Origin of the sequence: Amycolatopsis sp. cg5 (assembly GCF_041346955.1) — a bacterium.
Lineage (GTDB): Bacteria > Actinomycetota > Actinomycetes > Mycobacteriales > Pseudonocardiaceae > Amycolatopsis.
In genome coordinates this window covers 6005009-6019222 of record NZ_CP166849.1, presented here as the reverse complement: position 1 = coordinate 6019222, position 14214 = coordinate 6005009, and the positions used below count along the sequence as shown (strand labels likewise).

The window sequence follows — 14214 nt, the reverse complement described above, 5'->3', positions numbered from 1 at the left end:
GCCGTGCTTGACACACGGCTCGCCGAGGTCCCTGCGCTGCGGCTGTCAGCGGGGGTGGCCGAAGGCTGTTTCGACGTGCGGTGATCAGAGGTGGACTCCCTGTCGGCGGTGGTTGAGCTGCGGACATTGACAGTATATAGAACATGTGTTCGACTGGCGGCGTGCGATGGGAACAACAGAAAGCGGGGGCGGGGGAGCAGGCGCTGCTGGGGCTGGACGGTCTGGTGCGGTCCGTGCGTTCACCGGAGTTCGACGGGGTCACGTTTCACGAGGTGCACGCCAAATCCGTGCTGAACAAGGTGCCGGGCGGCTCGCCGATGCCGTTCAAGTGGACGGTCAATCCTTACCGGGGTTGCTCACATGCCTGCACGTACTGCCTGGCAGGCGACACCCGGATACTGATGGCGGACGGTCGCACTCGAGCACTCGCCGAACTCAGGGTCGGAGACGAGATCTACGGCACCGAAGGTGTGGGCACGGATCGGCGATTCCGGCGAACGCGAGTGCTCGCCCATTGGTCCACTGTGAAACCCGCGTACCGCGTCGCTCTGGAGGATGGCACCGAGCTCGTCGCGAGTGGCGACCACCGATTTCTCAGCGCGAGCGGCTGGAAGCACGTCATAGGCACAAGTGGCTGGGGCACTGCGGAACGACCACATCTCGTACCGGGCGTCGAATTCGTCGGCACGGGGTCTTTCGCCGCGGCCCCTCAGGACACAGTGGACTACCGCGCCGGGTATCTCTGTGGAATGCTCCGGCCGGACAAATACGGCCGCGATCGCGATGCGTCGGATCGCGCCTTGAGCTACTTGCCGACATTCACCACGGGAACAGACTTCGCAAAACTGCTGCCCAGTCCGGAAATTGCTTGGCAGCAAGGCTTTCTCGCCGGCGTCTACGATGCCGCGGGTGGATGGGAACTGGACGTCCTGCGGATCGTCCACGAGGTGCCGCAGGTCGTGGACACGGTCTGCGACGCATTGGCGCGCTTCGGCTTCACCTACACGGTGAAGAAACACGAACGCGACCGAAGCGTGCTCGTCGTCCGATTGACCGGCGGCCTGGCCGAGCAGCTCCGATTTCTGCACACGGTCGATCCGGCGGTCGCCGGCAAACGAGCGCTGGAGCCGCTGACGATGGGAGGCGAGTATCTGCGAGTCCGGTCGATCGAGCCGCTCGGGCTGGATATGCCGTTGTTCGACATCACCACCGGAACCGGTGATTTCATCGCCAACGGAATGGTCACCCACAATTGTTTCGCGAGGAACACGCACAAGTATCTCGATTTCGACGCTGGCAAGGACTTCGATACGCAGGTCGTGGTCAAGGTCAACGCACCTGAGGTGCTCGTGGCGCAGTTGCGCAAGCCCGGCTGGGCCGGCGAACACGTCGCGATGGGTACGAACACAGACCCGTACCAGCGGGCTGAAGGCCGTTACCAGCTGATGCCTCGGATCATCACCGCGCTCGCCGAGACAGGCACGCCGTTCTCGATCCTGACGAAGGGCACGGTGCTCGCCAGGGACCTGCCGTTGCTCGAGTCGGTCGCGCGCGATGTCCCTGTGGGACTTGGTGTCTCGATCGCGCTACTGGACCCGGAGCTCCAACGACGGCTCGAACCCGGCACGCCGAGTCCGCAGGCCAGGCTCGACCTTGTGCGCAAGGCAAGGGGCGCGGGCTTGCCTTGCGGGGTGTTCCTGGCACCGATCCTGCCGGGGCTGACCGATTCGGAGGAGGCGCTCGACGCCCTGCTCGCCGCAGTCGCTGACGCCGGAGCTTCGGGAGTGACTGTGCTGCCTCTCCACCTGCGGCCCGGAGCCCGTGAGTGGTTCGCGCGATGGTTGGCGGCCGAACGTCCCGGACTCGTACCCCGCTACCGGACGCTCTACGCACGTGGGAGCTACGTCAGCCAGGCGTATCGGGAGTGGCTGTCCGAGCGAATCCTGCCGCTGATCAGGCACCACGGTCTGGAACCGTCGTCGCGGAGACGATCACGTGGTGTGCCCGGTGACGAGGGCGCGAGCTGGCCAGAGGGCGCGATCCCCGCACCGCGAGACCGGGGAACATCGGCCTCGTCCAGCGTGGGCGAGCAGATGACCTTGCTGTAGAGAAACCTGGTGGCGCTACCCCGTGGGTGATTCGTTAGCCTTGTTCGTCGGCGAAATCGCAGCTGACACGCCCACTCGACCACTGGAGAAGGAGAGCACCCGCAGTGCTTCGCACCCATAAAGCCGGCACCCTGCGTGCCGAGCATGCCGGTCAGACCGTCACCCTCACCGGTTGGGTGGCCCGGCGGCGCGATCACGGCGGTGTCATCTTCATCGATCTGAGGGACGCCTCCGGCGTTGCCCAGGTCGTGTTCCGTGAGGGTGAGATGGCCGAGCGCGCCCACCAGCTGCGTTCGGAGTACTGCGTCCGGATCGTCGGCGAGGTCGCCCAGCGTCCGGGCGGCAACGAGAACACCGAGATCCCGACCGGCGCGATCGAGGTGCTGGTCACCGAGCTCGAGGTGCTGTCCGAAGCCGCCGTGCTGCCGTTCCCGATCGACGAGCGCGTCGACGTCGGTGAAGAGGTCCGGCTCAAGCACCGCTACCTCGACCTGCGCCGCAGTGGTCCGGCCAAGGCCATGCGCCTGCGCAGCGAGGTCAACCGGGTAGCGCGCGAGGTGCTGCACTCCCAGGAGTTCGTCGAGGTCGAGACCCCGACAATGACCCGGTCCACCCCCGAAGGCGCCCGCGACTTCCTGGTTCCGGCACGTCTCAAGCCCGGTTCCTGGTACGCGCTGCCGCAGTCGCCGCAGCTGTTCAAGCAGCTCCTGATGGTCGGCGGCCTGGAGCGGTACTACCAGATCGCCCGCTGCTACCGCGACGAAGACTTCCGCGCCGACCGGCAGCCCGAGTTCACCCAGCTCGACATCGAGATGAGCTTCGTCGAGCAGGACGACATCATCGCGCTGGGCGAGGACATCGTCACCGAGCTGTGGAAGCTGATCGACGTCGAGATCCCCCGCCCGTTCCGGCGGATCAGCTACGCCGAGGCGATGGCGAAGTACGGTTCCGACAAGCCGGACCTGCGCTTCGACCTCGAGCTCACCGAGATGACCGAGTTCTTCGCCGACACTCCGTTCCGCGTCTTCCAGGCACCCTACGTCGGTGCCGTCGTCATGGCGGGCGGCGCGAGCCAGCCTCGCCGGACGCTGGACGCGTGGCAGGAGTTCGCGAAGCAGCGCGGCGCGAAGGGGCTCGCCTACATCCTGGTCAACGAGGACGGCACACTCGGCGGCCCGGTCGCCAAGAACCTTTCCGAGGAGGAGCGTCAGAGCGTCGCACAGGCCGCGGGTGCGAAGCCTGGCGACTGCATCTTCTTCGGTGCGGGTAAGGCGTCGAGCACGCAGCCGCTCCTCGGCGCCGTGCGCGACGAGATCGGCAAGCGCCTGGAGCTGATCGACGAGAACGCCTGGTCGTTCGTCTGGGTCGTCGACTTCCCGCTGTTCGCCCCGGTCGAGGAGATCGGCGACGACGTGGCTGTCGGCAGCGGAAAGTGGACCGCCCTGCACCACGCGTTCACGTCCCCGACCCCTGAATGGATTGAGAAGCTCGCCGACGACCCCGGCAGCGCTCTGGCGTACGCCTACGACATCGTCTGTAACGGCAACGAGATCGGCGGCGGCTCGATTCGTATCCACCAGGCGGGACTGCAGAAGCAGGTCTTCGAGATCATGGGGCTGACCGAAGAGGAGGCGCAGGAGAAGTTCGGCTTCCTGCTCGACGCCTTCCAGTTCGGCCCGCCCCCGCACGGCGGCATCGCCTTCGGCTGGGACCGCGTCACCATGCTCCTGTCGGGCTCGGACTCGATCCGCGATGTCATCGCGTTCCCGAAGACCGGCGGCGGCTATGACCCGCTGACCGCTGCGCCTGCGCCGATCACCCCCGAGCAGCGCAAGGACGCCGGCATCGACGCGAAGCCCCCGGCGCCGAAGCAGTAGTGCTCCACCTCAGGGCCGTGTGCCCGCCGGACAAGACCGCCGAAGCGGTCGAAGTCCTGCGGGCACACCCCGGAACGGCGCATCTCATCGTGCATCACGGCGTCGCCGTGATGCCTGAGGGTGACCTTGTCGAAGTCGACGTCGCCCGCGAGGCGGCCGACGAAATCGTTGGTGCACTGTGCACTCTGCAGCTTGATACCTCTGGCGGCATCACGCTCGAAGCGATCGACACCGCACTGTCCGATGCTGCGGACCGTGCGGAGGAAGCCGCGCCAGGGGACGGCGCCGACGCCGTCGTGTGGCAGGAGCTTCTCGCGCGCACTGGCGAAGAATCGCGGCTCAACGTTACGTTCCAGGCCTTCCTCGCCATCGCCTGCCTGCTGGCAGCGGTCGGTATCGTCACCAACTCCGCGGTGACGATCGTCGGTGCGATGGTGGTCGGCCCGGAATTCGGGCCGCTCGCGGCGATCGCGGTCGGACTGGTGCTCCGCCGCTGGGACCTGGTGCGCCAGGCGTCCGCCGCACTGGCGGTCGGCTTCCCGCTCGCCATGGCGGTGACGCTGGGTGCGACGTTGCTCGGTGAGGCTACCGGCCTGTTCAATCGGGCGGCGCTGCTGGCGAACCACCAGGTGGACTTCGTCTACGACGTAGGAAAGTTCTCGTTGATCATCGCACTGCTCGCCGGCGCTGCCGGGATGCTTTCGATGACCTCGGCGAAATCTGCCGCTTTGGTCGGAGTTTTCATATCTGTGACCACAGTTCCGGCCGCTGGCTATGCGGTCGTCGCCGCCGTGCTGCAGGATTGGGAACGGTGCCTCTACTCGTTCGGGCAGTTGGTGGTCAACTTGATCGGCATCGTGATCGCCGCGGCCGTTGTGCTGATGTTACGAAGAAGAGGGCAACGTACAGGGGGCACCGAACGTCCGCTGTCACGCGGGTGAACTCGAGCCCGCCTTCTTGAACACAGTTTTCGGGATGCAAGTGGTCATGGTTACTCGCTCACTAGTAGGGTCGGTGGCAATGACAGTCGACACCTCCTCCGCCGATGACTCAACCGTCGGGGCTGGAGCTGAAGCGTTTGCCGTGGAGGCAGCGGTCGCGGCCGGTGAATCGGTACTCGCCCGCCGCTTCGGCAGCGCGATCATCTTGGTCGATCCAGAAGACCTCGCCGGGACCGGCCCGGCTACCGTCGTGCGCGCCAGGGTTGCTTCCTCGCCGTTCTCGCTTCCGAAAACCTTGGTGATCAAGCACTACCCGTTGCCGCCTACTCCGGGGGAGTCGGATCCGTTCGCGCAAGAGGCGGTCAGCTACCAGCTCTTCACCGCGCTCGCGCCCGAAGAGCGGATGTGCCCTGAGCTGCTCGCACATGACGCCAGGCACCGTGTTCTGGTGCTCGACGATCTCGGCCGTGCACCCACTCTGCGTGACAAGCTCTGGTCGGCCGAGGCACGTGCCGCCGAACGGGCGCTGATCTCCTGGGCACGCTCACTCGGCAGGCTCCATGCGTCCACCGCCAGCCGTGAAGCGGATTTCAACGCGCTGCTGCGCCGGCTGGGTGGTCCGGTAAAGGGCGAAGACACGACCCCCGTTGTCGCTTGCGCACAGGTACCGGCGATGTTGGAAGAGATCCTGGGCGTACTGACTCCAGACTCGGTCCGGCAGCGTGCGGAGAGCAGCGCTGAGCACGCTCGGTCGGCGTCGTACCGAGCGTTCAGCCCTATCGACTTGGCACCGGACAACAACCTCGTCACGAGCTCAGGCGTCCGATTTCTCGATTTCGAGCGCGGCCGCGTGCGCAACGCTTTGGTCGATGCCGCGTATCTGAGGCTGCCGTTCGCGTCCAGCCGCAACGCGCTCGCTCTCCCCGCCGGCATGAGCGAAGCCATGGTCGCCGCATGGCGCGCTGAAGTCGCCGGAGTGTGGCCAGCCCTGGCCGACGACTATGTGCTCGCCGACTACCTGATGGACAGCCAGCTGCTGCTCGTCTGGACGGTCACGTGGGAGATGCTTCCGCGGTTGAAGCCAGGTCGTGGGGCAGGCCAGACGAGCACTCAGGCGGCTCTCGTCACCTGGTGGCGCGAACTCGCCAAGCATGCGACGCGGGCGAAGCTGGATGACGTGGCTGAGCATTCGAACGCTGTTTCGGCGGCTTTGGATGAGCGGTACGGCCCTGGTCTCGACCTCGCGCTCTATCCGGCGTTCCGCTGAGATAAAACTTCGCCGACACGCCCTCGCCGCGTTACCCAAGCATCACCGCAGGTGAGTCTGCGTGCTCGATGGTCATCACCGTGACAGTGATGAGCTTCGAAGTCACCGAGACACCCGAACCTTCGGCGCCCAAACTCAGGCAGGCACGGCGTCTCGTCGTCCTTGGCGACTCGACCGCTGTGGGCTTGGGCGATCCCCTGCCGAATCGTGGCGGCTGGCGTGGCGTCGGCCCCTTGGTGGCCGCCGCGCTGGGCGTCGAGCCGGACGGCTATCTCAACCCGTCCTTCACCGGCGCCCGGATGCGGTGCGTGCGCACTGAGCAGCTGCCGGCCGCGGTAGCGCACCGCCCGGACGTCGCCCTGCTCATCGTCGGCATGAACGACACGCTGCGCTCCAATTTCAACGCCGAGCAGATCGCGGCCGACCTGACCGCGATCATCCGCGAGTTGGCTGCGGTCGGAACCACGGTCGTACCCGTCCGCTTCCATGATCACGGCAAGGTGTTCCGGCTTCCGGCGTCGCTGCGGCGAGCGCTCACCAGCCGTATCGGCGAGCTCAACGCGGCCATTGATGCCGTCGTCGCGAACGAAGGCGTGCCATGCCTCAACCTCGACCGGCTTCCCGGCGCCTACGACATGAGCGTATGGAGCGTTGACCGGTTGCACCCCTCCGAGCTTGGACACCGACTGCTCGCCGACGGGTTCACCGGGCTGATCGCCGAGGCCGGGTTCAAGATTCCGGCGCCGGTGAGTCTCACCTGCTCCGGCGGTGTTGACCCGAGCACGGCCGACCACGTGGGCTGGCTGGTGCTGAAGGGGATTCCTTGGCTTTGGCGTCGAGGTCGCGACTTCGTGCCGTACGCAGCTGTGATCATGTGGCGTTCTTGGCGAGCCAGGGAGTCCCGGCGCGGGTGAGCGCTCCGCGCCTCCGCGTTTGTTGTCTCGATCAGCTACCTCCAGGGGAGTGTTGAACGGGCTGCTCGCCTGTTCGAGGCTGGGGGACTTCCCCGGTCGGCGATGTCATGACCGGTTCCTCTTGGGCTAGCCGGGCAGGATCCTTCGGCTTTCGATCGGTTCGGCTTTGCCTTGTGGCGCGCCGAGTGTCGTCACATCCCGAGACCGGGAAGCGGCGATGCGGGTTCGAGCGCCGCTTACGCTTGGCCAGCAGGAGATTCAGGGCGACATCCGCGCGAAGCTCATCCATTGAGCGCGTTTCGGTTGAGATCTTGAGTTGACGCGCTACCTGGTCGATGCGCTCGTAAGCGGCTGCAATCCTCGACGGCTCACAGTTACGGATGAACAGCGACGACGATCGGGTCGCTCGGTGCTGAGTGACGGTGACCTTCCTGGCGTCGCTCCGTTGGGCGGCGCGGCGAGCGTGTCGTTCAGGATCGGCTTTGTCGGCTTCGTAGTTCGCGGCCCTGCGCACCTTGTGCTCGTCCGCCTTGTTCGGTAGTCGATCTTCCAGCGCGGTATCCACGGCGCGCGCATCATCGTCCGACAGGTCCGCTGTGGACTTGCAGACCGCCGCAGCCTTCGAGTCGTCCACTAGGCCGCAATCCAAGAGTTCGAGGGTTCTTGGCAGGCGGTTGACGAGTGCATCCGCTTCGTCCACAAGTCTTCGTGCTTGATCGCGACCGATATTCAGCGTCGCCGCCAGCAAGGCTGGTATGTCGTCTGAAGGTCTTCGTCGCCGGTTCAGCTCTGCGATAGCTCGGTAGCGCAGAGCTTGATGCTGGGCGATCATCGTGGTCGTGCTCTCGATGAGGGTCGACAACGATGATTCAGACATCTCGCTCAGCGCTGAGGCGTCGGCGAGCACACCGATGTTTTGTTGCTCGGGCAGTAGGGCCTTCAGTTCCTCCCTTTCCTCGGCGGTGATGATGTACAGGACGGTCTGGCCGTTTGTTTTGATCATGGCGCGAGAGTAAACCGGGCCACCGACAAAACTGGATTCTCGTCCTGCGATGACTGGCGATCGTCGTGCTTTTGGCCCAGTAGCGTGCTTTTTGAGGGGATACGGTACAGAGGCGCTATGAGGCGAAACCTGTGAAGGCTGCCAACGCTGCTGCGTCCGACACCGGATTCCGCACGAAGATGTCCACCCACTCCTCGACTTGGGGATACTCGGACAACTTGCTGATGGCTGCGCATGCGGCCTCGGTGTCGAACTTCGTTCGCTTCAGCTGAACTCCGTGCTCGCCGAGTAGTGCCCAGTGAGCTCCAGCCGTCCCATAGGGCATGCCGACACTGCCGGGGTTGACGAGGAGCTTTCGATCAGCCAACCGGGTGAACGGCATATGCGTATGTCCGCAGACGATCATCTCCTCCGCTACGCCAGCGAGAACCTCGGCCCAGCGGTCGAGAGTGCTGTCGACGAGCACGACTTCTTCGTCGTCTCGTGGAGTCGCGTGGCAGAACAAGACCTCGCCCAGCCCAACAATGTCCAGCGTCACCGAAGTCGGCAGATTTTCGAGTAGAGCCACATGCGCGGTGTCGACCGCGCTTGCTGCCCAGCTGACGATGGGATCCCGAACGACGGTTTCCTGGCCTCTGGTCAGCGCGACCATCTCACGGTCGGCATTCCCACGTACCCATACGGCTCGATTGCCGAGCTCAGCCAGCCGGTCGAGCGTCTGGCCAGGCAGCGGTCCGGCTGCGACGTCGCCACACAGCACGATCACGTCGGCCGCCTGGAGGTCCGGGTCGGCGAGTACCGCGTCGAGCGCCGGCAGCACGCCGTGGATGTCGGAAAGAACGGCTACTTGGTTCGGCATGTGTCCAGCATCGTCTCACCCGACATGCGCGCCCAGTCCTGTTCGCGGTCGGCTAACGTCGGGGTGTGCAGGATGAGTTGTTCACCGTGAACCCCGACCTCGGGCCGCCGCCGGAGCCTGTCGGCGGACATGAGCCGCGGGCCGTACCCGCGGGCTCGCCGTTGGCCGTCCGGATGCGACCGAGGACGCTTGGCGAGGTCGTCGGGCAACAGCACCTGCTCAAGGAGGGTGCGCCGCTGCGCCGCCTCGTCGAAGGCGCCGCACCGGCGTCCGTGCTGCTCTACGGGCCACCAGGGACAGGGAAAACGACGCTGGCCAACCTCGTGTCGGCAGCCACGGGGCGGCGGTTCGTCGCGATGTCGGCTCTGTCGGCTGGTGTCAAAGAGGTGCGGGGTGTCATCGAAGAGGCACGACGCCGCCGTAACTACAACGCCGAGAACACTGTGCTGTTCATCGACGAGGTTCATCGGTTCTCCAAGACCCAGCAAGACGCGCTGCTCGGCGCAGTCGAAGACCGCACTGTGCTGCTGGTCGCCGCGACAACGGAGAATCCGTCGTTTTCAGTCGTCTCGCCGCTGCTCTCGAGGTCGTTGGTCCTCCAACTTCGTCCGTTGACCGACGACGACATTCAGCAGCTGATCGAGCGTGCGTTGACGGATGAGCGGGGACTTGCCGGCGAGCTTCAGCTCACCGACGAGGCTCGCGCGCATCTTGTGCGCCTTGCGTCTGGTGATGCACGCCGCGCGTTGACCGCGTTGGAGGCAGCCGCGGACGCGGCAGCTGCGACTGAGCACAAAACGATCGATCTCGCGATCGTCGAGTCCACTGTGGATAAAGCAGCGGTTCGCTATGACCGCGATGGTGACCAGCACTACGACGTCATCAGTGCGTTCATCAAGTCCATCCGCGGATCCGATGTGGACGCCGCGTTGCACTACCTCGCGCGCATGATCGAAGCAGGGGAAGATCCGCGATTCCTTGCCCGGCGGCTTGTTGTGCACGCGAGTGAAGACATCGGCATGGCTGATCCGACAGCGCTTCAGGTGGCCGTGGCCGCCGCGCACGCGGTTCAGTTCATCGGTATGCCTGAGGGCAGGATCGCACTGGCGCAGGCGACGATCCACTTGGCGACGGCACCGAAATCCAACGCGGTCATCACCGGCATCGACGCCGCGCTCGCCGACGTCCGAGCAGGTAAGATCGGGACTGTGCCTCCGCACCTGCGCGACGGGCACTATGCAGGCGCCGCCAAACTCGGCAACGCCCAGGGGTACCGCTACCCGCACGATATACCGGAAGGCGTGCTGTCGCAGCAGTATCCGCCCGACGTTCTTGTCGGGCAGGACTATTACAATCCGACCCAGCGCGGCGTGGAAAGAACGCTCGCCGAGCGGGTGCCGAAGCTGCGTCGCACTATCCGAGGTGAGCGCTAGGTCGGCAGCTGAGCGGAACTTGTCGGCACAGCTGACCTGCCGGAGCCCGCGAGTAGTAGGAGATCTAGATCACGCTGGAATCGGTGCATCGACTCGCACAGGCAGTGAGACGAGGCCACGCAGCAGCGGGTCCGGTCGGTAGACGGGGGCTGGAGCGTCTTCGTCGAGTCGCAGATTCTCGAAGCGACGAAGCAGACCGGTCAGCGCGATCTTGACTTCCATCCTCGCCAGTGTCGCGCCAAGGCAGCACGGGTTGTCGCACCCGAAGCCGAACACCGTTCCGACCGGGCGTCGCAGATCGAGCGACTCGGGATTGCGGAACTGCCGTGGGTCTCGGTTCGCGGCGCCAAGCACGGGATAGAGCAGGTCGCCCGGCCTGATGCGATAGCCGGCGAAGTTGAGGCAGTCCGCGGTCGTCAGCGGAGCGCCGATCGAGACGGGGCCGTCGTAGCGCAGCAACTCTTCGGCGGCGGTGTCGATCATCTCTGGATCCGCGCGCAGCTCGTCGGCTTTGTCTGGATGCAACAGGAGTGTGTGCACGGCGTTGCCAAGGTAGTGCACTGTTGTTTCGGTGCCGGACACGAGCAGGAGCATGACCTGGCGAATGAGTTCGTTCTCGCTCAGCGGTCCATCGTCGTCCCTTACCGTGGTGAGCCTGGACAGCAGATCGGGGCGTGGTTCGCGCCGTCGGGATTCGACCAGCTCTTCGAGGTAGGCGGTGAACGCCGCCGTGGAGTCCGCGGCCTTCGCCGCTACGCCGATCGGGTCACGTTCGGCAGGAGTCCTGCCGAATACGGGCGCGATGTCGGCGAACCAGGCCAGAATCGTTTCGTGGGCCTGAGCAGGCACGCCGAGCAGTTCGAGCCGTACCTGTGCGGCCAGTGGTTCGGCGAAGTCGGCGAGGAGTTCCACGAATGGAGCATCAGCGACCAGATCTAGTTGTCGCTCGACCAGCCGATGGATTCTCGGCCACATCGCGTCGACGATAGGTCTGGTGAACGCCTCATCGACGAGGCGTCGTGTCCGGCTGTCGTCCGGCACTCGATGCGGCACGGCTTCGTCCGTGGATGACCGCTTCAGCCGAGGGTGTCGCAGTAGCCGCTGCACGTCCTGGTGGCGGGTGATCATCCAGCCGCCCAGCGCCGGTTCGAAGTGCACTGGTGCTCGTTCACGAAGCCTGCGGTAGAAGGGATAGGGGTTCTGGATGAAGTCGGGGTCCAGTGTGTCGAAGCGGAGTGTCATTCCCTCGGGTTCCCGGGTCTGGTGGTCGGAAAGCACGGCTTAGTGAAATGGTGTCGAGCGAGTCGGGTATGCGGCAGTCGGCAAACGGCGCACCGTTACGGCCGTGTTGTGCCTCGTGTGCCGGTCCTGTCCCCGAGGGAGGGCGATCCCGCTACTGCTCCAGTGCGTGCCGTCAGCGTGCCTACCGGCTGAGGACCAAGCAGAGCCGTGCCTCCGAAATCGCTGGGAACCTCGCGGAGTTCCCCGATTCATTCGTAGGACGTCATGATGAATTGGCCGAGCTGGGAAGGTTGCTCTTTGCTTCGAGGCTCGTCACCGTAATCGGTCCTGCCGGCGCTGGGAAGACCCGGCTGGTGAGGGAAGTCGCGGCCAGGCAGCAGCGCGATGGTCATCGGTATCCCGACGGGGTCTGGCAGGCGGACTTGGCCGTTATCCCCAAGGGGGACCTCGTCGTGCCGGCGATCGCCCGCGCGGTGGGGATCAGGACCGGTTCCGGGCTTGCCCCTGAGAAGCTCGCTGAGGCGATGGGTGAGCGAAAGCTGCTGCTCGTCTTGGACAACTGCGAACACGTCCTCAGCCGGTGTGCGGACGCGGTCGAGGCCTTGCTGACTGTGTGTCCGTCTGTGCGCATCTTGGCGACGAGTCGTGAAGCACTGCGTGTGCGCGGGGAACAGTCGTTCCCGCTGGGTGAACTCGCGTTGCCGGCGAACGGGGAAGTGCACACGGCGGCGCAAGTGGGACACTCCGACGCGGTCCGCCTGTTCGTCGATCGTGCGCGTGCGGTCGATCCCGCTTTCGAGCTGACGGATGGCAACGCGTCCACGGTCGCCGCGCTGTGCCGTCGGCTGGACGGCATGCCCTTGGCGATCGAGCTCGCGGCCCGCCGAGTGCGGTTGCTCGGGCCCGCTGATCTGTTGCGCCGGCTGGACGGCAAGCTGGATGTGCTCTCGGTCGGAACGCGTACGACGACGTCGAGACATGACAGTCTGGAAGCGGCGATCGGCTGGGACTACGAGCTGCTTTCGCCGGGCGAGCAGGAACTTTGGCGGCGACTTTCGGTGCTGGCCGGTCCGTTCCCGATCGAGCTCGCCGAGGCGGTGTCCGGACACGGCGCGGAGACACTGGACCTCGTGGCGAGCCTTGAAGCCAAGTCGCTTCTCGTGCCGGTGGCCAAAGGGGACTCAGTCTGGTTTCGTCAGCTGGAATCGATCCGGATCTACGGTCGTGATCGCCTGAATGACGCCGGTGAACGCGACACCACGCACGATCGACTCGCTGAGTGGCTGGCGGAGCTGGTCGAGCCGCATCTGGGGCGGTACATGATGCCGGTCCCCGTCCTCGAGGCGATCGACGCGCATTGGCCCAATTTGGTCGCAGCCGTCGAATGGATGTCCAGTCGCCGAGACGAGCGTCACGGCGCACTCGCCTTCGCGCTGGGAAAGCATTGGCTGCGTCACGGGATCAACCTCGGGGACACCTATCGCATGCTGCGTGCCGCGCTCACGATGGCCACCAGCGCGGCGAGTACCGGACTCGTTCTCTCGGCGCTGTCGACAACGACGTCCGTCCTCGGCGATCAAGCGGAGTCGCTTGGCTATGCCTGGCGCGCTGTCGACATCGAACGAGCATTGGATCGTCCGGCACGTCTGGCAAAAGCGCTCGACGACCTTGGCCACGCTTTGTTCTGCTCTGGTGAGTACCGTGCGGCACGGCCGAGTTATTTGGAAAGCCTGCGGATCCTGCGAGGCTTGGGTGATCCTGTCGCCCTGCTGGGTTCGCTCAACAACATCGCCTGGGTTTCCCTTAACTGGGGCGAAGAAGAACTGGCCGAGAAGCTGTTGGCGGAAGCTTTGCCGTTGGCCCAGTATCTGGGCTCCGGTAATATGGTCATCGCGTTGTTGCACACGTCGGGCGTGCTTTCGTTGATCAGAGGCGATTTGGCCGGCGCCGCCGAAAAATTCGCCGAGTCACTGACCATGGGGCGGGAAAATCCGTACCATCTGGTGCACGGATTGGAAGGCCTCGGCATCGTGGCCACTGAACTCGGTGACGACGAGCGTGCGATCCGGCTCATTCACGGTGCGGCAGCCGTCCGGCGACAGGTTCGTACCACCGGTGAGCCGGTTTGGGCCGAGCGTGTGGACGCCGCTGCGGCGATTGCGGCGGGCAGGCTTGGAACGCGCGAAGCGGCGGCTTCGGCTGCGGGCCAGAGGATGACTTTGACCTGCCTGGCGGACTACGGGTTGAACGGCGTAGTCCCGCCAACGACCGTGGTGCTGAGTACGCGCGAGCACACGATCGCCGCGTTGGTCGCCGATGGGATGACCAATGAGCGCATCGCGCGCAGGTTGCGGGTATCCCGCCGGACCGTGGCCACCTACCTGGAACGTATTCGGGGCAAACTCGATGTGCGTTCTCGCGCGGAAGTCGCTGCTTGGATCGCACGGGAAGAAAACGCCGAGTAAGTGACAGATCCTTGAGTGTATAACGGCCTATAAGGCGGCGCGTTGAAGCTGAAAGTGTCGGTCGATCACCCCTGGCGTGATAGGTGCTAGCTCGACATCAACCAG

10 protein-coding genes are annotated in these 14214 nt (G+C 65.1%); 7 read left to right on the top strand and 3 right to left on the bottom strand.

Annotated features, from left to right (window positions below):
• Positions 1 to 161 precede the first annotated feature (161 nt).
• The 5 genes from AB5J62_RS26735 to AB5J62_RS26715 all read left to right on the top strand — a co-directional run bounded on the left by AB5J62_RS26735 (position 162) and on the right by AB5J62_RS26715 (position 7107).
• Positions 162 to 2108, top strand: a complete 1947-nt coding sequence (locus AB5J62_RS26735) for an intein-containing Rv2578c family radical SAM protein (RefSeq protein ID WP_370942677.1) — start codon at positions 162 to 164, stop codon at positions 2106 to 2108.
• Positions 2109 to 2212: 104 nt separating this feature from the next.
• Entirely contained in the window at positions 2213 to 3985 is a 1773-nt protein-coding gene (gene aspS / locus AB5J62_RS26730) for an aspartate--tRNA ligase (protein WP_370942676.1), read from the top strand.
• Positions 3985 to 4926 (top strand): DUF389 domain-containing protein, encoded by a 942-nt coding sequence (locus AB5J62_RS26725; RefSeq protein WP_370942675.1) that lies wholly within the window; start codon positions 3985 to 3987, stop codon positions 4924 to 4926. The genes aspS and AB5J62_RS26725 overlap by 1 nt, the downstream gene beginning before the upstream one ends.
• 79 nt (positions 4927 to 5005) lie before the next feature.
• Positions 5006 to 6193 carry a phosphotransferase gene (locus AB5J62_RS26720; RefSeq protein ID WP_370942674.1) on the top strand — a complete coding sequence of 396 codons (1188 nt, stop codon included), beginning with the start codon at positions 5006 to 5008 and terminating at the stop codon, positions 6191 to 6193.
• Positions 6194 to 6261: 68 nt separating this feature from the next.
• A complete protein-coding gene (locus tag AB5J62_RS26715) occupies positions 6262 to 7107 on the top strand; it encodes an SGNH/GDSL hydrolase family protein (protein ID WP_370942673.1) in 846 nt (281 codons plus the stop codon).
• A gap of 31 nt (positions 7108 to 7138) precedes the next feature.
• On the opposite strand, the gene AB5J62_RS26710 is transcribed toward AB5J62_RS26715, so the two are convergent.
• Together AB5J62_RS26710 and AB5J62_RS26705 are read right to left on the bottom strand one after the other, a co-directional pair.
• Entirely contained in the window at positions 7139 to 8110 is a 972-nt protein-coding gene (locus AB5J62_RS26710) for a DUF222 domain-containing protein (RefSeq protein WP_370942672.1), read from the bottom strand.
• A 115-nt stretch (positions 8111 to 8225) separates the two neighbouring features.
• Positions 8226 to 8969 carry a metallophosphoesterase gene (locus AB5J62_RS26705; protein WP_370942671.1) on the bottom strand — a complete coding sequence of 248 codons (744 nt, stop codon included), beginning with the start codon at positions 8967 to 8969 and terminating at the stop codon, positions 8226 to 8228.
• 65 nt (positions 8970 to 9034) lie between these two features.
• On the opposite strand from AB5J62_RS26705, the gene AB5J62_RS26700 reads away from it, so the two are divergent.
• Positions 9035 to 10402, top strand: coding sequence for a replication-associated recombination protein A (locus AB5J62_RS26700; RefSeq protein WP_370942670.1), 1368 nt, complete (start codon positions 9035 to 9037; stop codon positions 10400 to 10402).
• A 69-nt stretch (positions 10403 to 10471) separates the two neighbouring features.
• Here AB5J62_RS26700 and AB5J62_RS26695 read toward each other — a convergent pair whose 3' ends face one another.
• The gene (locus tag AB5J62_RS26695; RefSeq protein WP_370942669.1) at positions 10472 to 11530 is read right to left on the bottom strand and encodes a cytochrome P450; all 1059 of its coding nucleotides are present in this window, start codon (positions 11528 to 11530) and stop codon (positions 10472 to 10474) included.
• A 161-nt stretch (positions 11531 to 11691) separates the two neighbouring features.
• On the opposite strand from AB5J62_RS26695, the gene AB5J62_RS26690 reads away from it, so the two are divergent.
• Positions 11692 to 14109 (top strand): LuxR C-terminal-related transcriptional regulator, encoded by a 2418-nt coding sequence (locus tag AB5J62_RS26690; RefSeq protein WP_370942668.1) that lies wholly within the window; start codon positions 11692 to 11694, stop codon positions 14107 to 14109.
• Positions 14110 to 14214 lie beyond the last annotated feature (105 nt).

Bases quoted from the DNA above. Each gene is read 5' to 3' on its own strand.
- AB5J62_RS26720 (WP_370942674.1), top strand. From the start codon at position 5,006: ATGACAGTCGACACCTCCTCCGCCGATGACTCAACCGTCGGGGCTGGA.
- AB5J62_RS26715 (WP_370942673.1), top strand. From the start codon at position 6,262: ATGGTCATCACCGTGACAGTGATGAGCTTCGAAGTCACCGAGACACCC.
- AB5J62_RS26710 (WP_370942672.1), bottom strand. From the start codon at position 8,110: ATGATCAAAACAAACGGCCAGACCGTCCTGTACATCATCACCGCCGAG.
- AB5J62_RS26705 (WP_370942671.1), bottom strand. From the start codon at position 8,969: ATGCCGAACCAAGTAGCCGTTCTTTCCGACATCCACGGCGTGCTGCCG.
- AB5J62_RS26695 (WP_370942669.1), bottom strand. From the start codon at position 11,530: ATGATCACCCGCCACCAGGACGTGCAGCGGCTACTGCGACACCCTCGG.
- AB5J62_RS26690 (WP_370942668.1), top strand. From the start codon at position 11,692: ATGGTGTCGAGCGAGTCGGGTATGCGGCAGTCGGCAAACGGCGCACCG.